A 20,499-nucleotide genomic window follows, 5' to 3' on the forward strand; every position below is an offset into this window, starting at 1 on the left:
TTTTGCTTTTGTTTTAAAATTTTATATAAAAAAAAATTTTTTTTTTTCTTAAACGTCGGGGGGGCGCCATCTCCCCCCCCCCGCTTCTATATAGCTAAACCATCCAGGCAATTACTCTGCCTTGAGGGTGACCCGGCCAAACGACTTCTTGCCCGCCTGGCACACATGCGTAGCACCAAGGACAAACATGAAGTCCTTGTCGACCACTGCACCATCAACCTTCACCGCGCCGCCACTCAGCAAATCTCGCGCCTGAGCCGAGTTCTTGACCAGACCAGCCCGATTCAACACCGCAGCAATTGGCAGGTCTTCCGCCGCAGCCACTTCGATCTCCGGCAAGTCTTCCGGCAGCTCGCCTTCCTTCATACGGTTACCGGCAGCACGGTGAGCATTGGCTGCAGCCTCCTCACCGTGGAAGCGCGCCACAATTTCTTCCGCCAGCTTGATCTTGATGTCACGTGGGTTGGCGCCATTGGCAACATCGGCCCGGAACTGCTCGATTTCTTCCATCGAACGGAAGCTCAGCAGCTCGAAGTAACGCCACATCAGGGTATCCGGGATCGACACCAGCTTGCTGTACATCACCCCTGGCGCTTCCTGGATGCCGACATAGTTGCCCAGCGACTTCGACATCTTCTTCACACCGTCGAGCCCTTCGAGCAGTGGCATGGTCACGATGTTCTGCGCTTCCTGCCCATAAGACCGCTGCAGTTCACGCCCCATCAGCAGGTTGAACTTCTGGTCGGTACCACCCAGCTCAACATCCGCCTTCAGCGCCACCGAGTCATAGCCTTGCACCAGCGGGTAGAGGAACTCGTGGATGGCAATCGGCTGATTGGTGGTGTAACGCTTGTCGAAGTCATCACGCTCCAGCATGCGCGCGACGGTGTACTGCGAAGCCAGGCGAATGAAGTCGGCAGGGGTCAGCTTGTCCATCCACGTGGAGTTGAACGCGACTTCAGTCTTGGCCGGGTCAAGAATCTTGAACACCTGCTGCTTGTACGTCTCGGCGTTCTCCAGCACCTGTTCGCGGGTCAGCGGCGGGCGCGTGGCGCTCTTGCCACTCGGGTCACCGATCATGCCGGTGAAGTCACCGATCAGGAAGATGACCTGGTGGCCCAGATCCTGGAACTGGCGCAGCTTGTTGATCAGCACCGTGTGACCCAGGTGCAGGTCCGGAGCGGTCGGGTCGAAGCCGGCCTTGATGCGCAGAGGTTGGCCGCGCTTGAGCTTCTCCACCAGTTCCGACTCGACCAGTACTTCTTCCGCACCGCGCTTGATAAGCGCCAGCTGCTCTTCAACCGACTTCATAGACAAACCCGCAAGGCTCAGATTCAGGGGGAGCCAACCATACAAGATCGGCCGTCAAATACAAGTTTCGCAAAGGAATGTGACCCGAACACAGGCTTGCGGCGTCTACGCGCCCTTGCGTGAAAATGGATTTGGTTATATTTTATACAGTTATTTCATCTTCATCATGTCATTCATCTTTTCCATTTCACCTTTTTCAAAGTCACCTTGCCCATGACCAACGAACCGCCTAAAGCGCCCCCGCTTTATCCGAAGAGCCATCTGTTGGCCGCCAGCGGCATCGCCGCCCTGCTCAGCCTGGCTTTGCTGGTATTTCCTTCCAGCGAAGTGGAAGCCAAGAAAACTACCCTCAACCTCGAGCTCGAAAGCCCTGCCGAGCAGCTGAAAGACGAATCCCGCGCCGCGCCCCTGGTGCAAAGCGAAGGTGAGCAAGGCTCGCCTTTCGCCCAGATCGAAGAGGCTACCCCCGAAACCCAGAAGGCCGATCAGCAGGCCCCGGCCGCCGAACCGGTTGCCGAGGCCGCCAAGGAGCCTGGCCACCGCGAAGTCACCGTGGCCCGCGGCGATACCCTGTCCACCCTGTTCGCCAAGGTCGGCCTGCCCGCCAATGCTGTGCATGACTTGCTGGCCAGCAACAAGCAGGCCAAGCAGTTCAGCCAGCTCAAGCACGGCCAGGTCTTGCAATTCGAGCTCGACAAGGATGGCCAGCTGGCCAGTCTGCACAGCAAAGTCAGCAACCTCGAAACCATTCGCCTGACCAAAACCGCCAAGGGCTACACATTCAACCGTGAAATCAGCAAGCCGGTGATACGCACCGCCTATGCCCACGGCGTGATCAAGAGCTCGCTGTCTGCTTCCGCCCAGCGCGCCGGCCTGTCCCACAGCATGACCATGGACATGGCCCGCGTGCTGGGTTACGACATCGACTTCGCCCAGGATATTCGCCCAGGGGACGAGTTCGACGTGGTCTACGAACAGAAGGTGATGGACGGCAAGGTCGTCGGCACCGGTAACATCCTCTCTGCGCGCTTCACCAACCGCGGCAAAACCTACACTGCCGTGCGCTACACCAACAAGCAGGGCAACACTACCTACTACACCGCCGACGGCAACAGCCTGCGCAAGGCCTTCATCCGTACCCCGGTGGACTTCGCCCGCATCAGCTCGCGCTTTTCCGCCGGTCGCAAGCACCCCATCCTGAACAAGATCCGCGCCCACAAAGGCGTCGACTACGCGGCCCCACGAGGTACGCCGATCAAGGCAGCCGGTGACGGTCGCATCGAACTGGCCGGGCGCCGTGGTGGCTACGGCAATACCGTGATCATTCAGCATGGCAACCGCTACAAAACGCTGTATGGCCACATGCAGGGCTTTGCCAAAGGCATCAAGACCGGCAGTACGGTCAAACAGGGCCAGATCATTGGCTACATCGGCACTACCGGCCTGTCCACCGGACCACACCTGCACTACGAGTTCCAGGTCAACGGCGTGCACGTCGACCCGCTGAGCCAGAAGGTGCCAATGGCTGACCCGATTGCCAAGAACGAGCGTCAGCGCTTCCTGCAGCAGAGCCAGCCGCTGATTGCCCGCATGGATCAGGAAAAGGCCACCCTGCTCGCAGCGAACAAGCGCTAACCCATGGCGCTCTACCTGGGGGTGATGTCCGGTACCAGCCTCGATGGCCTGGATATCGCCCTGATCGAACAAGGCGAGCAGCTTGAACTGCTCGCCACCCACTACCTGCCCATGCCCCCGGACCTGCGCAAGGACCTGCTGGCCCTGTGCAGCAGCGGCACTGACGAGATTGCCCGTGCCGCACTGGCGGAAAACCGCTGGGCCAGCCTGGCCGGCGAAGGTATCCGCCAACTGCTGGCTCGCCAGGGACTGAAGCCCGAAGCCATTCGCGCCATTGGCAGCCACGGTCAGACCATTCGCCATGAACCGTCCCGCGGCTTTACTGTGCAGATCGGTAACCCCGCACTGCTCGCCGAGCTGACCGGCATCAGCGTGGTCGCCGACTTCCGCCGTCGCGATGTGGCTGCCGGTGGCCAGGGCGCGCCACTGGTACCGGCCTTCCACGAAACCCTGTTCAGCCAGCTTGGCCGACGCCTGGCAATCCTCAACGTAGGCGGTTTCAGCAACCTCAGCCTGATCGAGCAGGACAAGCCAGTTCATGGGTTCGATTGCGGCCCGGGGAACGTGCTGCTGGATGCCTGGATCGAGCGCGAGCACGGCCACGCCTACGATGCAGATGGCGCCTGGGCTGCCTCAGGTGTGGTTCAGCCCGGGTTGCTCAGCGCACTGATGGCTGACCCGTTCTTTGCCGGCAGCGGCCCCAAGAGTACCGGCCGCGAGGTGTTCAACCTGCCTTGGCTGGATCGCCACCTGGCCAACCTGCCGGCATACCGGGCCCAGGACGTGCAGGCGACACTGCTGGAGCTGACCGCACGCAGCATCATCGATTCGCTTGGCAAAGCCCAGCAAGGCACCGAGGCGCTGTTGGTCTGTGGTGGGGGCGCCCGCAACGGCGCGCTGATGGCCCGTCTTGGCCAGCTGCTACCGGCGGCCCGTGTCGCAAGCACTGGCGCCTATGGCGTAGACCCGGACTGGGTCGAAGCCATGGCCTTCGCCTGGCTGGCTCACTGCTGCCTGGAGGGTATCGCCGCCAACCGCCCCAGCGTCACTGCCGCCAAGGGCCTGCGCGTACTGGGTGCAATCTACCCGGCATAGCCGCTACGCCAGAAAGCAAAACGCCGCGCGATTGCGCGGCGTTTTCGTATGCCCAGCCCTTAGATCGAGAACGAAGACCCGCAACCGCAGGTGGTCGCGGCATTCGGGTTCTTGATCACGAACCGCGAACCTTCCAGGCCTTCCTGGTAGTCCACTTCGGCACCCGCCAGGTACTGGAAGCTCATCGGGTCGACCACCAGGGAAACGCCCTCGCGCTCGACAATGGTGTCATCTTCGGCCACGTCTTCATCGAAGGTGAAGCCGTACTGGAAGCCGGAGCAACCGCCACCGGTAACGAACACTCGCAGCTTCAGACGCTCATTGCCTTCCTCATTGACCAGGTTCTTCACCTTCTGGGCTGCCCCGTGGGTAAATTCCAGACCGGTAGAGGTGAAGGTTTCGACGCTCATGTTGATTCTCCCGGCGCGGTAGCCGCCATAAAACTCGATGACGCGCATTATCCGCTTTCCCGAGAAAATCGGTCAAGAATTGTGCGGCTTTAGTCGCGACCTGCAAAAAGGCCCGCACGACGCGGGCCTTTTCCAATGCTGGTGGCCTTACGGCAGCAAGCCGGCATGGGACAGGCCCATGCGTTCATCCAGCCCGAACAGGATGTTGAGGTTCTGCACCGCCTGGCCGGAGGCGCCCTTGACCAGGTTGTCGATCACCGACAGCACCACCACCAGGTCACCACCCTGCGGGCGATGAACGGCAATGCGGCAGACGTTGGCACCACGCACGCTACGGGTTTCCGGATGGCTGCCTGCTGGCATCACGTCGACGAACGGTTCATCGGCATAGCGTTTCTCGAACAGCGCCTGCAGGTCGACCGAGGTATCGACCACGTTTGCGTACAGGGTGGCGTGGATACCACGGATCATCGGCGTCAGGTGCGGCACGAACGTCAGGCCGATATCCTTGCCTGCGGCCAGGCGCAAGCCCTGGCTGATTTCTGGCAAGTGACGATGCCCCTTGACTGCATAGGCCTTCATGCTCTCGCCGGCTTCGCAGAACAGCGAACCGACCGCGGCGCCACGGCCAGCACCGCTGACACCCGACTTGCAGTCGGCGATCAGGCGCGACGCATCGGCCAGGCCCGCTTCCAGCAGCGGCAGGAAGCCCAGCTGGGTGGCAGTCGGGTAGCAACCCGGCACAGCGATCAGACGCGCCTGGCGGATCTTCTCGCGGTTCACTTCTGGCAGGCCGTATACCGCGTCCTTGAGCAGCTCAGGCGCGCCATGGGGCTGACCGTACCACTTGCCCCACTCGGCGGCATCCTGCAGGCGGAAGTCGGCAGACAGGTCGATCACCTTGGTGCCGGCCGCCAGCAGCTCACCGGCCAGGGCGTGGGCAACACCATGCGGGGTGGCGAAGAACACCACATCACAGGCCCCCAGAGCCTTGCTGTCCGGCACGCTGAACGCCAACCCGTCATAGTGGCCGCGCAGGTTCGGGTACATGTCCGCCACCGCCACGCCCGCCTCGGAGCGCGAAGTAATGACCGCCACTTCGGCCTGTGGATGCTGTGCCAGCAGACGCAACAGTTCGACGCCGGTGTAACCCGTGCCGCCGACGATACCGACCTTGATCATAACGCTTGCCCCTTATCAACGAGCCGTCTGGAAAGCGCACGATAATAGGGGCGCAGGGCGCCTGTAACAACTCTTCGGGTGACCCTTCGGGCGCTTGACCACTACTATCTGACGACCGTGATTACCTGAAGGAACTCCCTCCATGCTTTACCTATGGATCAAAGCGCTGCATATCGTCAGCGTGGTCTGCTGGTTCGCCGGCCTGTTCTACCTGCCCAGGCTGTTCGTCTACCACGCCCAGAGCCAGGACAGCATCAGCCAGGAACGCTTTGCGACCATGGAGCGCAAGCTGTACCGCGGCATCATGAATCCGGCGATGATCGCCACCTACGTTTTTGGCGCCTGGATGCTGTACCTCACCCCCGGCTGGCTGAGCCAGGGGTGGCTGCATGCCAAGCTCACCCTGGTGATCCTACTGACCGGCTACCATCACGTGTGCGGTGCCCAGCGCAAACGCTTCGCCAATGGCACCAACACCCGCAGCCACGTCTACTATCGCTGGTTCAACGAAGTGCCCGTGCTGATCCTGCTGGGTATCGTCATTCTGGTGGTGGTGAAACCGTTCTGACATAGCCACCCGCTCAAGGAGCCTTGCCATGTCGCTACCTGCCTCGCTCGAACAACGCCTGCGGCTGCCCGTGGTTGCCGCGCCGATGTTCCTCATCTCCAACCCCCAATTGGTGCTGGCCTGCTGCGCCAGCGGCGTGGTTGGCAGTTTCCCGGCACTGAACCAACGCGACAGCGCTGGCTTCAAGGCTTGGCTGGAAGAGATCGAGGCAGGCCTGGCTCAACTGCAGGCGCCAGCGCCCTACGCCGTCAACCTGATCGTCCACCCGACCAACCCGCGCCTGCAGGCCGACTTGGCCTTGTGCGTCGCACACCGTGTACCAATCGTTATCACCAGCCTGGGGGCAGTAAAGGAAGTGGTCGATGCCGTACACGGCTACGGCGGCCTGGTGCTCCACGATGTCACCACCCGCCGGCATGCCGAAAAAGCCGCCGAAGCGGGTGTCGATGGCCTTATCGCCGTCGCCGCAGGCGCAGGCGGCCATGCCGGCACCTGGAGCCCGTTCGCCCTGGCCGCAGAAATTCGCCAGTTCTTCGACAAGACCCTGCTGCTGGCTGGTTGCATTAACCACGGCCACGAAATCCTGGCCGCACAACTGCTGGGGGCGGACTTGGCGTACATGGGCACGCGCTTCATCGCCACCACAGAAAGCCAGGCTCAGGGCGCCTACAAACAGATGCTGCTGGATGCCCATGCCGCCGACATCATCCACACACCCGTGGTGTCCGGCATCCCCGCCAGCTTCCTGCGCCAGAGCCTGGAGCAGGCCGGCTACGACATGAACGCCCTCAAAGGCGGGCAGGTGCAAGGCAAGCTCAAGCCGATCGATGACGAAGCCAAGGCCTGGAAGACCGTATGGTCAGCGGGCCAGGGCGTCGGTGCAATCCATGACCTGCCCAGCGCCAGCGCATTGATCGAGCGCCTGCATGGCGAGTACCGACAAGCCCTGGAACGCTGCCAGGTTTTGCGCGCCCGCGCCTTGTAGCAAAAGGCAACACCTTGCACGGGCAAGTTGTACACTAGGCGCCCTCTTCCGCCCCCAGGAGCCTTGCATGACCCGTTACGCCATGATCACTGGTGCTTCCAGCGGCCTGGGCCTGGCCTTGGCGGAAGCGCTGGCACGGCGCGGGCGCAACCTGATCCTGGTGGCACGCCAACGAGAAACGCTGGAGCCTGTCGCCATCGAGCTGACCCAGCGTTTCGGTGTCGAGGTGCTGTTCCGCGCCTGCGACCTCAGTCAGCCGTTGCGCCTTTCAGGCTTCGTGCTAGAGCTGGAAGAAGGTGAGCGGCGTATCGATTTGCTGGTCAACTGCGCGGGCTTGCGCACCTATGGGCCGTTCCTGGCCCATGAATGGGCCGACGAACAAGATCTGCTGGAAGTCAACGTGCTGGCCCTGAGCCGCCTGTGTCACGCCATCGGTAACCTGATGGCTGTGCAGGGTGGCGGGCAGATTCTCAACGTCGCCGGCCTGGCCGGGGTGGCGCCTGGCCCATGGATGGCCGCCTATGCCGCCAGCAAGGCCTATGTGCTGAGCTTTTCCCAGGCCCTGCGCGAAGAACTCAAGCGCACCGGCATCAAGGTCTCTGTACTGTGCCCTGGCCCGGTACGTTCCGCACGCCGGCGCATTGCGCGGCTCGATGGCAAGCCGCGCTGTCTCAGCCCCGAGGAAGTGGCGCTGTACACCGTGCGGGCACTGGACAAGAACCGCGCACTGATCATGCCTGGCCGGCGCAACCGCTGGCTGGCGTTCGCACCGCGGCTGTTGCCGCGCTGGCTGGTGCGCAAGCTGGCCGGGGCCATCCACCGCCGCTATTGCCCCTTAGGCATGGAATAGCCACTGGGCGAGCGGCGCCCGGCTGAGTACACTCGGCCCGACCCTCACCATGGAGCAAGTGCTGTGGACGATCTATTCCTCAAAATCATCAACCGGGAAATCCCGGCAGATATCATCTATGAAGACGACCAGATCCTGGCCTTCAAGGACATTGCACCCGCGGCACCGGTACATTTTCTGGTCATCCCGAAAAAGCACATTCGCACCCTCAATGACCTGACCGAAGAAGACAAGGCCCTGGCTGGCCACATCCTGTTCACCGCCCAGCGCCTGGCTGTCGAACAAGGCTGCGAGGAAGGTTTCCGCGTGGTCATGAACTGCAACCCCAAAGGCGGCCAGACTGTCTACCACATCCATATGCACGTGCTTGGCCAGCGCCAGATGAACTGGCCACCGGGCTGACCCACGGCAAGCGACCCCGCCGCTATTGCGGTAAACTGTCGGGCACATTCTTGCGGAGGTGCCCGATGGCTACCGAACGTCACTACTCGCCGCTCGACCGCTTGTTGCTGCAGGCCGATACCGCCATGCGCACCTTGCTGCCTTTCAGCGGCCAACCCGCCCGGCCATCGCCGGCCATCGTCCAGCCAGACGTTGACCTGGACGAGCAACAGGCCCGCCATATTGCCGGGCTGATGCGCATCAACCATACCGGTGAAGTCTGCGCCCAGGCGTTGTACCAAGGCCAGGCCCTGACCGCCAAGCTGCCCGAAGTGCGCAAGGCCATGGAGCACGCCGCTGAGGAAGAAATCGACCACCTGGCCTGGTGCGAGCAGCGCATTCGCCAGCTGAACAGCCACCCGAGCGTGCTCAACCCTCTGTTCTACGGCATGTCGTTCGGCATTGGCGCACTGGCCGGGCTGGTCAGCGACAAGGTCAGCCTGGGCTTCGTCGCCGCTACCGAACATCAGGTGTGCAAGCACCTCGACGAGCACCTGGAGCAACTCCCGCACGAAGATGAAAAATCCCGGGCCATTCTCGAGCAGATGCGCATCGACGAAGAGCAGCACGCCGAGTCTGCACTGGAAGCCGGTGGTTATCGCTTCCCGGCCCCCGTCCGCTTTGGCATGAGCTTGCTGGCCAAGGTCATGACCAAGAGCACATACCGCATCTGAAGGCATCACCATGACGGATCGATTCGACGCCAAGGACCTGGCGCGCGCCGTGCAAGCAGGCATTCTCCAACCAGGCCAGGACCAAAGCCTGTTGGCATTCCTGCGCCAGCAACCCGCACCACGTGGCAGCTTTCAGCTGGCCCATGTTGCCTTCTACTTTGGCGCCATGCTGATCATGGCGGCAATGGGCTGGTTGCTCACCGAGGCCTGGATGAGCCTCGGTGACGGCGCGCTGTTGATCATCGCCAGCCTCTATATCCTGCTGATCACCTTGTTCGCCCTCAATCTGCAACGCCGCGCCCAGCCCGTCGCCGCTGGCGTGCTGGCAGCAGTAGCCGTCAGCATCGTGCCGCTGGCGGTATTCGCTATCGAACGCATGCTCGGCTGGTGGCCACAGGACGATGCGCAGGCTGACTACCACCAGTACTACACCTACGTGCAAGGCGGCTGGCTGGCGATGGAAGCAGCCACGGTGCTTGCCGGGCTGCTAATGCTTCGGCTGATCCCCTACCCGTTCGTCGTCATGCCAATGTCCGTGGCCTTGTGGTTCATGTCGATGGACCTTAGCGAGTGGTTCTTCGGCTCACCGTTCAGTTGGGAGCAGCGTCGCCACGTCTCCCTGTGGTTTGGGCTGGGCTTGCTGGTGGTTATCCTCGTGATAGACGGCCGCACGCGTGAGGACTACGCCCGTTGGGGTTACCTCGCCGGGCTGGCAGCATTCTGGGGCGGGTTGACGCTGCTGGACAGCGGCAGTGAGTTGGGCAAGGCCATGTACTGCCTGATCAACATTGCGCTGATGGGCATGGCGGTGCTGCTGCGTCGGCCGGTGTTCATGGTGTTTGGTGCGCTGGGGGTGGCGGCTTATCTGGGATATCTGTCGTACGAGGTGTTTGCCCAGTCGTTGCTGTTCCCGGTGGTGCTAACCATGATCGGGCTGGGGGTTATCTGGCTTGGCCTGGTTTACCAAAAGCGCCGGGAGCGGTTGAGCCAGGCGCTAAGAAGCAGTCTTCCGCAATGGTTGCGGATGGCCCTTCCGGCCCTGCGCGACTGAAGCTCGCCCGGGCCGCAGGTGGGAGCGGGCTCACCCGCTTCCACAAGGGCTGCAAAGCGGCCCCGGAATCTCAGCCTTAACCCAGCTCTACGATTTCATACCCATGGGTAATCTCAACCCCGGCACGCTCGAGCATGATCGAAGCCGAGCAATACTTTTCCGCCGACAGCTCCACCGCCCGCTTGACCTGCGCTTCTTTCAGCCCACGCCCCTTCACCACGAAGTTCATGTGAATCTTGGTGAACACCTTCGGGTCTTCGCTGGCGCGCTCTGCCTCCAGAAATGCCTCGCAGCTTTCCACCGCCTGGCGCGACTTCTTCAGGATGCTGACCACGTCAAAGCTGCTGCAGCCACCCAGGCCCAACAGCAGCATTTCCATCGGGCGCACACCCAGGTTGCGGCCACCGGCCTCGGGCGGGCCATCCATCACGACGACATGGCCGCTCCCCGATTCGCCGAGGAACATCGCCTCACCGGCCCACTGGATACGTGCCTTCATCTACCTGGACTCCTGATTTTCGGAAAAGGGTGTCAGCTTAGACCTTGTGCGGCTGTGGGAAAAGTACGTGACGTGTCGGTTTACTACCGAAACATACCGTAGTGTCTGATAAGCTGGCGCCAAATGACTGGCGCTTTCCGCCAGCCAGCCTCTATAAAAAGCCTATGCCTCGTATCGAACAGGATTTCGTGATGGTCGCCTCTGCCCTACCCGCCAAGATCAAGAACATCGACAAACTGCTGGTGCATTGCCAGCGCCGCCGCTACACCGCCAAAAGCAACATCATCTGCGCCGGCGACCGGGCCGAAACACTGTCGTTCATCATCAAGGGTTCGGTAACCATCATCATCGAGGACGACGACGGCCATGAAATGATCATCGCCTACCTCAACCATGGCGATTTCTTTGGCGAGTTAGGCCTGTTCGAGCCCGTTGATGGCGAGCAGCAGCGCAGTGCCTGGGTACGCGCCAAGACCGAATGCGAAGTGGCCGAAATCAGCTACGAAAAGTTTCGCGAACTGGCGCGCCAGGACCCTGAAATCCTCTACGCCCTGGGCAGTCAAATGGCCCAGCGCCTGCGCAACACTACGCGCAAGGTTGGCGATTTGGCATTTTTCGACGTAACCGGGCGAGTTGCCCGTTGCCTGCTGGAACTGTGCAAGCAGCCCGACGCCATGACCCACCCCGATGGCATGCAAATCAAGATTACCCGTCAGGAAATCGGCCGAATCGTCGGTTGCTCTCGGGAAATGGTCGGCCGCGTTCTCAAGGACCTCGAGGAACGCAGCCTGGTGCAGGTCAAGGGCAAGACCATGGTGGTCTACGGTACCCGCTAGTCCTTGGGCAACTCGGCCAGCACCTTGGCGTAGGCCTGCGAAAGGCGCTCGAACCAGGGCGCTGCCGGCGCCACTTCGTGCAAGGCGATGTGCGCATCGGCGCGACAGCGTTGCTCCAGCTCACAGCACTCGTTGAAGCGGTTGACCGCCGCCACCATCGACTCACGCTCGTTGTCCAGCAGCAGCGCACCGTGCACCAACACCACCGGACGCTTGCCACCCAGGCCCTGACGCCAGCGCTGGGCGGTACCCACCAGTTTGCGGCCATTGAGGTTGACGTTGTAGCGGCCATCGCAGAAGGCCCCGTCGATTTCCCCGACTGACGCTACACCGCCCCACTCGCGCAGCACATCGCACAGCGGCAGACACAGGCGCTCGTAGGCATTTTCGATACGGCCGTGGTCGCCTTCGCTGCGCGGTGCGGCGTAGACCAGTGCAACGTTCACTGTCGAATGCGACTGAGGCACTGGCTCGCCGCCGGTTTCTCGCAGCAGCACCGGCCAGCCAGCAATAGCCAGTTCCGCGCAGGCGACCTCGAAGTTGCCCAGCCGGCTCATGCGCCGAGGCATGACCAGCGCGTGGTCGGTGGGGCGCCAGAACAGCACACCATTCTCGCGTTCGCCGCGGCAGACGGCGGCCAGCAGTTCCTGCTCGGCGTGCAGGCCTTGTTCGACGCTCAGGGCCAGGGGTTGATCGGTCATTGATCCACCTATGATGTTGATTTCAAGGGCCTCTTCGCGGTAAACCCGCGCCTACAACAGGGCGCGTCCCCGTGTAGGGGCGGGCTTGCCCGCGACGCGGCCATTACAGGTACAAAAAAGCCGGCAAAAACGCCGGCTTCATTTGATCAGTCCAGTTGCTGAACAGTCTTCTTCACCTGCTCGGGGAAGAACAGCCGCTGTAATTCCAGGCCAGGCTGCTCGGCGCGCATGAACGCCTCTCCCACCAGGAACGAGTAAACCTCGTTGATTGCCATCAGCTCCACATCGGCCCGGTTAAGAATACCGCTTTCGGTAATCGCCAGACGGTCGCGCGGAATGCGCGGCAGCAGGTCAAGGGTGGTTTCCAGGCTGACCTCGAAGGTGTGCAGGTTGCGGTTGTTCACCCCAACCAGCGGTGTATCCAGGGTTTTAAGCGCGCGCTCCAGTTCATCGCCATCGTGCACTTCTACCAGCACGTCGAGGCCGACGTCCTTGGCGGTGGCCGCCAGTTCAGCCATCTTCACGTCATCCAGCGCCGACACGATCAGCAGTACGCAATCTGCGCCCAGGGCCCGGGCTTCGACGATCTGGTAAGGGTCGACCATGAAGTCCTTGCGGATCACCGGCAGCGAAACCGCCGCGCGGGCCTGCTGCAAGTACTCATCGGCACCCTGGAAATAATCGACATCGGTCAACACCGACAGGCAGGTGGCCCCGCCCTTCTCGTAGCTGACCGCGATTTCCGCTGGCACGAAGTGCTCGCGGATCACGCCCTTGCTTGGCGACGCTTTCTTGATTTCGGCAATCACCGCTGGCTGCTTGCGCTTGGCCTGCTCGATCAGCGCATTGGCGAAGCCTCGCGGGGCGTCAGCGGCCTTGGCCAGGCCCTCCAGTTCGGCGAGGCTGACGCGCGCACTGCGCTCAGCCACTTCCTGGAACTTGCGGGCAATGATCCTTTCCAGCACCGTCGGCACACTCATGCTTCGTTCTCCACCTTGAATACTGCAGTAAAGGCACCCAATTCCTGCAGCTTTTCCCAGGCCAAGCCGGTGTGCAGTACATCATGGGCCAGTTCTACACCGGCTTTCAGGCTCATAGCATGGTCAGCGGCATACAGCGCCGCGCCAGCATTAAGCACGATCATCTCGGCGGCCTTCTGACCGTTCTCGGTCTTGCGCCGGCCCAGCGCATCGCGGATCAACTCCAGCGAAGCCTGAGGGCTCTCGACAGCCAGGCCATGAAGGCTCTGGCTCTTCATGCCGAGGTCTTCCGGCTCTACCCAATATTCAGTGATTTCGCCGTTTTTCAGTTCGGCAACGAAGGTGGGTGCAGCCAGGCTGAACTCGTCCAGACCATCCTTCGAGTGTACGACCAGCACATGCTTGCTCCCCAGGCGCTGCAGCACCTCAGCCAGCGGGCGGCAAAGGGTTTGCGCGAACACACCGACCACCTGGTGCTTCACTCCGGCCGGATTCGTAAGCGGGCCGAGCATATTGAACAGGGTGCGCAACCCCAGTTCTCGACGTGGGCCAGCGGCATGTTTCATGGCCGAGTGGTGACTTTGCGCGAACATGAAGCCGATGCCCAGGCTGTCGATGCAGCGTGCCACTTGAGTCGGCGTCAGGTTCAGGTAGATGCCGGCAGCTTCCAGCAGGTCGGCACTGCCGCTCTTGCCCGATACTGCGCGGTTACCATGTTTGGCCACCGGACAACCCGCCGCCGCCAGGACGAAGGACGAAGCGGTGGACACGTTGAAGATGTTGGCGCCATCACCGCCGGTCCCGACAATATCGACGACACCATCGAGGCTTTGCAGCTCGACCTTTTCGGCCAGCTCACGCATCACCGACACCGCACCGACGATTTCGTCGATGCTTTCGCTTTTCATGCGCATGCCCATCAGGAACGCGCCTATCTGCGCCTCGCTGCACTGACCGGTCATGATCTGGCGCATGACCTCGCGCATTTCTTCGGTAGTAAGGTCCAACTGGCCGACGATACGGCTCAACGCATTCTTGATGTCCATGTTCGATCCTTAACGGCGGCCGCCGGTCTGCTTGAGGAAGTTGGCGAACAGTTCGTGGCCCTGCTCGGTCAGGATCGACTCAGGGTGGAATTGCACCCCTTCGATATTCAGCGTCTTGTGGCGCAGGCCCATGATCTCATCGACCGAACCGTCAGCATGGGAGGTCCAGGCGGTCACTTCCAGGCAGTCGGGCAAGGTTTCACGCTTTACCACCAGCGAGTGGTAACGGGTCACGGTCAGCGGGTTGTTAAGGCTGGCGAACACGCCCAGGTCGCGGTGATATACCGGGCTGGTCTTCCCGTGCATGACCTGGCGTGCACGTACAACGTCGCCGCCAAAGGCCTGCCCGATTGACTGGTGGCCCAGGCATACACCGAGGATTGGCAACTTCCCGGCGAAATGCAGGATGGCCTCGATAGACACGCCCGCCTCGCTTGGGGTGCACGGGCCCGGGGATACGACGATGCGCTCAGGGTTGAGGGCCTCGATCTGGGCGATGGTCAATTCGTCATTGCGAATGACCTTGACCTCGGCACCCAGCTCGCCAAGGTACTGAACGACGTTGTAAGTGAATGAGTCGTAATTGTCGATCATCAGTAACATGGTGTTAAACCTCTTGAATCTACTGACTTCATGATTCGAACCTTCCTGCACCAGCCACAGGCGCGGCTTTGCCACAACGGGCGGTAAACGAGAAGGCAAACGGGGGCGGGCCGGGCGGGCCGGCAGGGGATAAAGTCAGGCGCGCCAACGCCAACGGGCGTGGGCCTTGATTACGCGCATCAAGAGTTTGCTGACGATCAACACAGGATAGGTCTCGCTCATACGTCCCGGCACAGTAGCCTACCGGGGCGACGGGCGCAATACGCCTGTAAACACGGGGAAACGAATGGACTTGGGAGCGAAGCACTACGATTTGCTAAGGTCGATGGGGTTGTCCTGATAAAAACAAAGAAAAGGATGTTCCCTGATGCGAAAAGCCCCGTTATTGCGCTTTACCCTCGCTTCACTGGCCTTGGCCTGTAGCCAGGCGTTGGCCGGCCCTTCGCCCTATTCAACCCTCATCGTGTTTGGCGACAGCCTCGCCGATGCAGGGCAGTTTCCCGACCTGAGCGGCGGTACCCCAGGCGCGCGTTTCACCAACCGCGATGCCGACGGCAACTTCGCTCCGGTGTCACCGATGATCCTCGGTGGCCGCCTGGGCGTCGCGCCTGGCGACCTGAACCCGTCGACATCCATAGGCATCCAGCCCGATGGTAATAACTGGGCAGTTGGCGGGTACACCACCCAACAGATCCTGGACTCGATCACGACAACGTCCGAGACCGTCATCCCACCAGGAAACCCCAATGCCGGGTTGGTGCTGCGCGAGCGCCCCGGCTACCTGGCCAACGGCCTGCGCGCCGACCCAAATGCCTTGTATTACCTGACAGGTGGCGGTAACGACTTCCTGCAGGGCCTGGTGAATAGCCCGGCCGACGCCGTAGCCGCCGGCGCCCGCCTGGCTGCCAGTGCCCAAGCCCTTCAGCAAGGAGGCGCGCGCTACATCATGGTCTGGCTGCTACCTGACCTCGGCCAAACGCCCAATTTCAGCGGCACGCCACAGCAAAACCCACTGTCACTGCTCTCCGCTGCGTTCAACCAGTCACTGATCAGCCAGCTAGGGCAGATCGATGCCCAGATCATCCCACTGAACATCCCTGTGCTGTTGAGCGAGGCGCTGTCCAGCCCCAGTCAGTTCGGCCTGGCCAGCGACCAGAACCTGGTCGGCACCTGCTACAGCGGCGATAGCTGCGTGGAAAACCCGGTGTACGGGATCAACGGCACAACGCCAAACCCGACCAAACTGCTGTTCAACGACTCGGTCCACCCGACTATCGCGGGTCAGCAGCTGATTGCCGATTACGCCTACTCGATCCTCGCAGCCCCCTGGGAACTGACTCTGCTACCGGAAATGGCCCACGCCAGCCTGCGGGCTCATCAGGATGAGTTGCGCAATCAGTGGCAGACGCCTTGGCAAGCCGTTGGCCAATGGCAAGCCTTTGTCGCCAGTGGCGCTCAGGACCTGGACTTCGACGGCCAGCGCAGCGCGGCCAGCGGTGACGGCCGCGGCTACAACCTGACCGTGGGCGGCAGCTATCGCCTGAACGACGCATGGCGCCTGGGCCTGGCCGGCGGTGCGTACCGCCAGAAGCTGGAAGCCGGCGAACAGGATTCGGACTACAAGCTGAACAGCTATATGGCCAGCGCCTTTGCCCAATACCGTCAGGACCGCTGGTGGGCCGACGCGGCGCTGACCGCCGGGCACCTGGACTATAGCGACCTCAAGCGTACCTTCGCCCTGGGCGTGAATGACCGCAGTGAAAAAGGCGACACCGACGGCGAGGCCTGGGCAATGTCCGGGCGGCTGGGCTACAACCTGGCGGCCGACACCAGCAACTGGCAGTTGGCACCTTTCATCAGTGCCGACTATGCGCGGGTGAAGGTGGATGGCTACGAAGAGAAGAGCGGGCGCTCGACGGCGCTTGGCTTCGATGACCAGGAGCGCACGTCACGTCGCCTGGGCGTGGGGCTGTTGGGCAGTGTGCAGGTACAGCCAAATACCCGGCTTTTTGCCGAGGTGGCGCAGGAGCATGAGTTCGAGGACGACCAGCAGGATGTGACAATGCACCTGACCAGCTTGCCAGCGAATGATTTCACCCTGACCGGGTATACGCCGCACAGCGACCTGACCCGGGCGAGCCTGGGTGTGAGCCATGAACTGGTGGCAGGGGTGCATTTGCGCGGGAACTACAATTGGCGCAAGAGTGATGAGTTGACGCAGCAGGGCGTTAGCGTGGGGGTTAGCGTGGACTTTTGAATTGCTGGGGGCCGCTTTGCGGCCCATTCGCGGGTGAACCCGCTTTTACGACGGCCTAGTATGCCTTAGGCTTGCGCAACACTTGTAGGAACGGGTTTACCCGCGAATACGGTGGCGGCGGCAACGGTGAACCGCGGGTGAAAATTGGCCAGCAGGCCCGGCCCTTTCGCGGGTGAACCCGCTCCTACACAACCTTGTAGGAGCGTGGTTTACCCGCGAATGGGCTGCGCAGCAGCCCCAATCAATTTATCTGGCGGAAGTCTGCTCGGCCAACGCCACCGCACGGAACATCGCCCGGCGCTTGTTGATGGTTTCTTCCCATTCCAGCGCAGGCACCGAGTCGGCAACGATGCCGCCACCGGCCTGCACATGCAGCTCGCCATCCTTGATCACCGCAGTACGAATGGCAATTGCGGTATCCATGTTGCCGTTCCAGGCAAAATAGCCGACAGCACCGCCGTAAACCCCACGCTTGACCGGTTCCAGCTCGTCGATGATCTCCATCGCGCGGATCTTGGGCGCACCCGACAAGGTGCCAGCCGGCAGAATCGCCCGCAGTGCATCCATCGCCGTCAGGCCTTCACGCAGCTGGCCGGTAACGTTGGAAACAATGTGCATCACGTTGGAGTAACGCTCGATCACCATCTTCTCGGTCAGGCGCACACTGCCGGTCGAAGACACACGGCCGACATCGTTGCGGCCCAGATCGATCAGCATCAGGTGCTCGGCAATTTCCTTGTCGTCCGACAGCAGGTCGTCTTCCAGCGCACGATCGGCCTCTTCGGTCGCACCACGCGGGCGAGTACCGGCAATCGGGCGCACGGTGACCAGGTTGTCCTCGACACGTACCAGCACTTCGGGCGAGCTGCCGACCACATGGAAGTCCCCGAAGTTGAAGAAGTACATGTATGGCGTCGGGTTGAAGCAGCGTAGCGCGCGATACAGGTCGATAGGCGCAGCCTTGAAGTCGATCGACATGCGCTGCGACGGCACCACCTGCATACAGTCCCCGGCCAGGATGTATTCCTTGATACGACCGACGGCGTTTTCGTAATCCTCGCGGGTGTAGCTGGAGCGGAACGCCGGCTCGGCCGCCGGCGGGCCGCTCAGGTCCAGGCCGCGGCGTGGGGTGATTGGCTGGCGCAAGGTTTCCAGCAAACCTTGCAGACGTGCCTGGCCCTGTTCGAAGGCCTGATCTTCAGCGGGGTCGACCAACACGATGGCGTGCATCTTGCCCGCCAGGTTGTCGAACACCACCACCGCGTCGGACACCATCAGCAGGATATCCGGTACGCCCAGCGGGTCCGGGTTGGGGCTGGCGCCCAGACGCTTTTCTACATAACGCACGCAGTCGTAGCCAAAGTAGCCAACCAGGCCGCCATTGAAACGCGGCAGGCCGGGGATATCGGCAACTTTGTAGCGGTCCTTGAAGGTTTCAACGAATGTCAGCGGGTCTTCGACCTCGCAGCTTTCCACCTCGACGCCATCGTGCAGGATGCTGACATGGTAGCCATGCACACGCATCACGGTGCGCGATGGCAAGCCGATCATCGAGTAACGGCCCCACTTCTCGCCGCCCTGCACCGATTCGAGCAGGTACGAGTTGGGCTGGTCAGCCAGTTTCAGGTAGATCGACAGCGGCGTGTCGAAGTCGGCCAAGGTTTCACAGGCCAAGGGAATACGGTTGTAGCCGGCAGCGGCCAGGCGCAGGAATTCTTCGCGGTTCATGAGTGGTCTCGTGGCAAGCAGCAATAGGTCAGGCAAACGGACGGGCCGGCACACGCCGGCAGGCTGAAGTCAGGCGCGCCAACGCCAACGGGCCAAGGCCTTGATGACTTTCATCCAGAATTTGCCAGTAACCGCCACGGTGGACTCTCTGTCTTGTGAGGCTTGAAGGTCCGCCAACGTTATCCCAGTGGCCGGGTCTGCGCAACCGGGCAGCAATGCGCGCAGGTCGTCGATTACCAGGCTGGGGGATTCGTCGTCGATCGGCCGGCCATGGTTATAGCCGTAGGTCAGGCCCACGCATTGCACGCCAGCCGCCTTCGCCGCCTGCACGTCACTGCGCGAATCACCGACAAACAGGGACTGCTGCGGGGTAACACCGGCCATCTGCATGACGAACAGCAACGCCGCCGGGTCGGGCTTTTTCTGCGGCAGGGTGTCGCCACCAATGATCCAGCGGAAGAAATTACCGATCTTCATCTGGTCCAGCAGCGGGCCAACAAAGCGCTCAGGCTTGTTGGTAATCAGCGCCATCTCCACGCCCTGCTTGCGCAGCCAGCGCAGGGTGTCGCGCACGCCAGGATAAACCACGGTAAGTTCATGGCTTTCGGCATAAGCGTCCATGAACAGCGCCAGCGCCTGTTCTGCCAGCGCATCGTCCACGTCGGCATGCTCGATGCCGCCCGCCAACGCGCGGCGCACCAGTACCTGGGCGCCGTTGCCAACCCATTGGCGCACTGCCTCAAGGCCAGCAGGCGGGCGCCCCAGTTCGAGCAGCATGCGGTCCACGGCGGCGGCCAGGTCAGGCACGGAATCGATCAGGGTACCGTCCAGATCGAACATTACCAGCCTTGGCAGCGTCCCCGGGAACAGCTGCTCGAAGCCACTCATGGGCGGGCCAGGGCCAGTTCGGCGCGCATCTTGGCGATCACTTCCTGGTAGTCCGGGGCGTTGAAGATCGCCGAGCCGGCCACGAAGGTGTCGGCGCCAGCGGCAGCGATCTCGCGGATGTTGTTGACGTTCACGCCACCATCGATCTCCAGACGGATATCACGGCCACTGGCGTCGATCAGCGCACGCGCTTCGCGCAGCTTGTCGAGGGTGCCGGGGATGAACTTCTGCCCGCCGAAGCCTGGGTTGACGCTCATCAGCAGCACCATGTCGATCTTGTCCATCACATACTTCAGGGCGTCCAGGCTGGTGGCCGGGTTGAACACCAGGCCGGCCTTGCAACCACCATCCTTGATCAGCTGAAGCGAACGGTCGATGTGCTGCGTGGCTTCAGGGTGGAAGGTGATGTAGGTGGCACCCGCTTCGATAAAGTCGCCAATGATGCGGTCAACCGGGCTGACCATCAGGTGCACGTCGATCGGCGCAGTAACGCCGTACTTGCGCAGAGCGGTGCAAACCATCGGACCGATGGTCAGGTTGGGGACATAGTGATTGTCCATGACATCGAAGTGGACGATGTCTGCACCCGCAGCCAATACCTTGTCGACGTCCTCACCCAGGCGGGCAAAATCGGCAGAGAGAATGGAGGGGGCAATAGCGTAGGGCTGCATGGCGCACCTGTTGGCAGAGTCACGGTGGCGCGCATTGTAACTCAGGGAAAGCGATGAAGGCTGATTGGTATCAATTGGTGTCGACCAG

21 protein-coding genes are annotated in these 20,499 nt (G+C 61.8%); 10 read left to right on the forward strand and 11 right to left on the reverse strand.

Annotation, left to right across the window (positions count from 1 at the left end; translation table 11 throughout):
• Positions 1-111: 111 nt before the first annotated feature.
• The gene (gene tyrS / locus I8746_RS24380) at positions 112-1,311 is read right to left on the reverse strand and encodes a tyrosine--tRNA ligase (protein WP_004574941.1); all 1,200 of its coding nucleotides are present in this window, start codon (positions 1,309-1,311) and stop codon (positions 112-114) included.
• Between the two features lie 213 nt (positions 1,312-1,524).
• On the opposite strand from tyrS, the gene I8746_RS24385 reads away from it, so the two are divergent.
• Both I8746_RS24385 and I8746_RS24390 read left to right on the forward strand, forming a co-directional pair.
• Positions 1,525-2,946: a peptidoglycan DD-metalloendopeptidase family protein gene (locus I8746_RS24385; protein ID WP_003255509.1), complete on the forward strand. Its 1,422-nt coding sequence runs from the start codon at positions 1,525-1,527 to the stop codon at positions 2,944-2,946.
• A 3-nt stretch (positions 2,947-2,949) separates the two neighbouring features.
• A complete protein-coding gene (locus tag I8746_RS24390) occupies positions 2,950-4,041 on the forward strand; it encodes an anhydro-N-acetylmuramic acid kinase (protein ID WP_011953320.1) in 1,092 nt (363 codons plus the stop codon).
• A gap of 59 nt (positions 4,042-4,100) precedes the next feature.
• On the opposite strand, the gene erpA is transcribed toward I8746_RS24390, so the two are convergent.
• Both erpA and argC read right to left on the reverse strand, forming a co-directional pair.
• The gene (erpA, locus tag I8746_RS24395; protein WP_221101124.1) at positions 4,101-4,451 is read right to left on the reverse strand and encodes an iron-sulfur cluster insertion protein ErpA; all 351 of its coding nucleotides are present in this window, start codon (positions 4,449-4,451) and stop codon (positions 4,101-4,103) included.
• A 147-nt stretch (positions 4,452-4,598) separates the two neighbouring features.
• Positions 4,599-5,633, reverse strand: coding sequence for an N-acetyl-gamma-glutamyl-phosphate reductase (argC, locus tag I8746_RS24400; RefSeq protein ID WP_003255512.1), 1,035 nt, complete (start codon positions 5,631-5,633; stop codon positions 4,599-4,601).
• A 142-nt stretch (positions 5,634-5,775) separates the two neighbouring features.
• Here argC and hemJ point away from each other — a divergent pair, with 142 nt between their 5' ends.
• The 6 genes from hemJ (at position 5,776) to I8746_RS24430 (ending at position 10,202) form a co-directional block, all read left to right on the forward strand.
• Positions 5,776-6,201, forward strand: coding sequence for a protoporphyrinogen oxidase HemJ (gene hemJ, locus I8746_RS24405; protein WP_003255513.1), 426 nt, complete (start codon positions 5,776-5,778; stop codon positions 6,199-6,201).
• A gap of 28 nt (positions 6,202-6,229) precedes the next feature.
• A complete protein-coding gene (locus I8746_RS24410; protein WP_011953318.1) occupies positions 6,230-7,186 on the forward strand; it encodes a nitronate monooxygenase family protein in 957 nt (318 codons plus the stop codon).
• Between the two features lie 67 nt (positions 7,187-7,253).
• Positions 7,254-8,036, forward strand: coding sequence for an SDR family oxidoreductase (locus I8746_RS24415; protein WP_003255516.1), 783 nt, complete (start codon positions 7,254-7,256; stop codon positions 8,034-8,036).
• A 63-nt stretch (positions 8,037-8,099) separates the two neighbouring features.
• Positions 8,100-8,438 (forward strand): histidine triad nucleotide-binding protein, encoded by a 339-nt coding sequence (locus tag I8746_RS24420; protein WP_003255518.1) that lies wholly within the window; start codon positions 8,100-8,102, stop codon positions 8,436-8,438.
• A gap of 65 nt (positions 8,439-8,503) precedes the next feature.
• Positions 8,504-9,151: a 2-polyprenyl-3-methyl-6-methoxy-1,4-benzoquinone monooxygenase gene (coq7, locus tag I8746_RS24425; protein WP_003255520.1), complete on the forward strand. Its 648-nt coding sequence runs from the start codon at positions 8,504-8,506 to the stop codon at positions 9,149-9,151.
• 10 nt (positions 9,152-9,161) lie between these two features.
• Positions 9,162-10,202 carry a hypothetical protein gene (locus I8746_RS24430; protein ID WP_014755140.1) on the forward strand — a complete coding sequence of 347 codons (1,041 nt, stop codon included), beginning with the start codon at positions 9,162-9,164 and terminating at the stop codon, positions 10,200-10,202.
• A gap of 76 nt (positions 10,203-10,278) precedes the next feature.
• Here I8746_RS24430 and I8746_RS24435 read toward each other — a convergent pair whose 3' ends face one another.
• Complete coding sequence (locus I8746_RS24435; protein WP_004376171.1) at positions 10,279-10,701, reverse strand: OsmC family protein; 423 nt, start codon at positions 10,699-10,701, stop codon at positions 10,279-10,281.
• Positions 10,702-10,892: 191 nt separating this feature from the next.
• On the opposite strand from I8746_RS24435, the gene crp reads away from it, so the two are divergent.
• Entirely contained in the window at positions 10,893-11,537 is a 645-nt protein-coding gene (gene crp, locus I8746_RS24440) for a cAMP-activated global transcriptional regulator CRP (protein ID WP_017148058.1), read from the forward strand.
• Here the strand turns inward: crp and I8746_RS24445 are convergent.
• From I8746_RS24445 to I8746_RS24460, 4 genes are all read right to left on the reverse strand, one after another.
• Positions 11,534-12,238: a lipoyl protein ligase domain-containing protein gene (locus tag I8746_RS24445; RefSeq protein ID WP_003255526.1), complete on the reverse strand. Its 705-nt coding sequence runs from the start codon at positions 12,236-12,238 to the stop codon at positions 11,534-11,536. The genes crp and I8746_RS24445 overlap by 4 nt on opposite strands.
• Positions 12,239-12,384: 146 nt before the next feature.
• A complete protein-coding gene (gene trpC / locus I8746_RS24450) occupies positions 12,385-13,218 on the reverse strand; it encodes an indole-3-glycerol phosphate synthase TrpC (protein WP_003255528.1) in 834 nt (277 codons plus the stop codon).
• Entirely contained in the window at positions 13,215-14,264 is a 1,050-nt protein-coding gene (gene trpD, locus I8746_RS24455) for an anthranilate phosphoribosyltransferase (protein ID WP_011953314.1), read from the reverse strand. The genes trpC and trpD overlap by 4 nt, the downstream gene beginning before the upstream one ends.
• Before the next feature lie 9 nt (positions 14,265-14,273).
• A complete protein-coding gene (locus tag I8746_RS24460; protein ID WP_004574924.1) occupies positions 14,274-14,867 on the reverse strand; it encodes an aminodeoxychorismate/anthranilate synthase component II in 594 nt (197 codons plus the stop codon).
• 367 nt (positions 14,868-15,234) lie between these two features.
• On the opposite strand from I8746_RS24460, the gene estP reads away from it, so the two are divergent.
• Positions 15,235-17,124, forward strand: coding sequence for an esterase EstP (gene estP, locus I8746_RS24465; RefSeq protein ID WP_011953313.1), 1,890 nt, complete (start codon positions 15,235-15,237; stop codon positions 17,122-17,124).
• 246 nt (positions 17,125-17,370) lie between these two features.
• On the opposite strand, the gene trpE is transcribed toward estP, so the two are convergent.
• The 3 genes from trpE to rpe all read right to left on the reverse strand — a co-directional run bounded on the left by trpE (position 17,371) and on the right by rpe (position 20,411).
• Positions 17,371-18,852: an anthranilate synthase component I gene (trpE, locus tag I8746_RS24470; RefSeq protein ID WP_221101125.1), complete on the reverse strand. Its 1,482-nt coding sequence runs from the start codon at positions 18,850-18,852 to the stop codon at positions 17,371-17,373.
• A gap of 69 nt (positions 18,853-18,921) precedes the next feature.
• Positions 18,922-19,740: a phosphoglycolate phosphatase gene (locus I8746_RS24475; RefSeq protein WP_221101126.1), complete on the reverse strand. Its 819-nt coding sequence runs from the start codon at positions 19,738-19,740 to the stop codon at positions 18,922-18,924.
• Entirely contained in the window at positions 19,737-20,411 is a 675-nt protein-coding gene (gene rpe, locus I8746_RS24480) for a ribulose-phosphate 3-epimerase (RefSeq protein ID WP_003255539.1), read from the reverse strand. Before rpe ends, I8746_RS24475 begins: the two co-directional genes overlap by 4 nt.
• Positions 20,412-20,499: the final 88 nt, after the last annotated feature.

The organism is Pseudomonas sp. USTB-Z (assembly GCF_019691255.1).
GTDB lineage: Bacteria > Pseudomonadota > Gammaproteobacteria > Pseudomonadales > Pseudomonadaceae > Aquipseudomonas > Aquipseudomonas alloputida.

Excerpts from the sequence above, each read along its gene's own strand:
- trpC (WP_003255528.1), bottom strand. The coding sequence starts at position 13,218 with ATGAGTGTGCCGACGGTGCTGGAAAGGATCATTGCCCGCAAGTTCCAG.
- trpD (WP_011953314.1), bottom strand. The coding sequence starts at position 14,264 with ATGGACATCAAGAATGCGTTGAGCCGTATCGTCGGCCAGTTGGACCTT.
- argC (WP_003255512.1), bottom strand. The coding sequence starts at position 5,633 with ATGATCAAGGTCGGTATCGTCGGCGGCACGGGTTACACCGGCGTCGAA.
- tyrS (WP_004574941.1), bottom strand. The coding sequence starts at position 1,311 with ATGAAGTCGGTTGAAGAGCAGCTGGCGCTTATCAAGCGCGGTGCGGAA.
- I8746_RS24475 (WP_221101126.1), bottom strand. The coding sequence starts at position 19,740 with ATGAGTGGCTTCGAGCAGCTGTTCCCGGGGACGCTGCCAAGGCTGGTA.
- trpE (WP_221101125.1), bottom strand. The coding sequence starts at position 18,852 with ATGAACCGCGAAGAATTCCTGCGCCTGGCCGCTGCCGGCTACAACCGT.
- estP (WP_011953313.1), top strand. The coding sequence starts at position 15,235 with ATGCGAAAAGCCCCGTTATTGCGCTTTACCCTCGCTTCACTGGCCTTG.
- I8746_RS24390 (WP_011953320.1), top strand. The coding sequence starts at position 2,950 with ATGGCGCTCTACCTGGGGGTGATGTCCGGTACCAGCCTCGATGGCCTG.
- I8746_RS24415 (WP_003255516.1), top strand. The coding sequence starts at position 7,254 with ATGACCCGTTACGCCATGATCACTGGTGCTTCCAGCGGCCTGGGCCTG.
- coq7 (WP_003255520.1), top strand. The coding sequence starts at position 8,504 with ATGGCTACCGAACGTCACTACTCGCCGCTCGACCGCTTGTTGCTGCAG.
- I8746_RS24410 (WP_011953318.1), top strand. The coding sequence starts at position 6,230 with ATGTCGCTACCTGCCTCGCTCGAACAACGCCTGCGGCTGCCCGTGGTT.
- I8746_RS24460 (WP_004574924.1), bottom strand. The coding sequence starts at position 14,867 with ATGTTACTGATGATCGACAATTACGACTCATTCACTTACAACGTCGTT.
- rpe (WP_003255539.1), bottom strand. The coding sequence starts at position 20,411 with ATGCAGCCCTACGCTATTGCCCCCTCCATTCTCTCTGCCGATTTTGCC.
- I8746_RS24445 (WP_003255526.1), bottom strand. The coding sequence starts at position 12,238 with ATGACCGATCAACCCCTGGCCCTGAGCGTCGAACAAGGCCTGCACGCC.
- I8746_RS24435 (WP_004376171.1), bottom strand. The coding sequence starts at position 10,701 with ATGAAGGCACGTATCCAGTGGGCCGGTGAGGCGATGTTCCTCGGCGAA.
- hemJ (WP_003255513.1), top strand. The coding sequence starts at position 5,776 with ATGCTTTACCTATGGATCAAAGCGCTGCATATCGTCAGCGTGGTCTGC.
- erpA (WP_221101124.1), bottom strand. The coding sequence starts at position 4,451 with ATGAGCGTCGAAACCTTCACCTCTACCGGTCTGGAATTTACCCACGGG.
- I8746_RS24430 (WP_014755140.1), top strand. The coding sequence starts at position 9,162 with ATGACGGATCGATTCGACGCCAAGGACCTGGCGCGCGCCGTGCAAGCA.
- crp (WP_017148058.1), top strand. The coding sequence starts at position 10,893 with ATGGTCGCCTCTGCCCTACCCGCCAAGATCAAGAACATCGACAAACTG.
- I8746_RS24385 (WP_003255509.1), top strand. The coding sequence starts at position 1,525 with ATGACCAACGAACCGCCTAAAGCGCCCCCGCTTTATCCGAAGAGCCAT.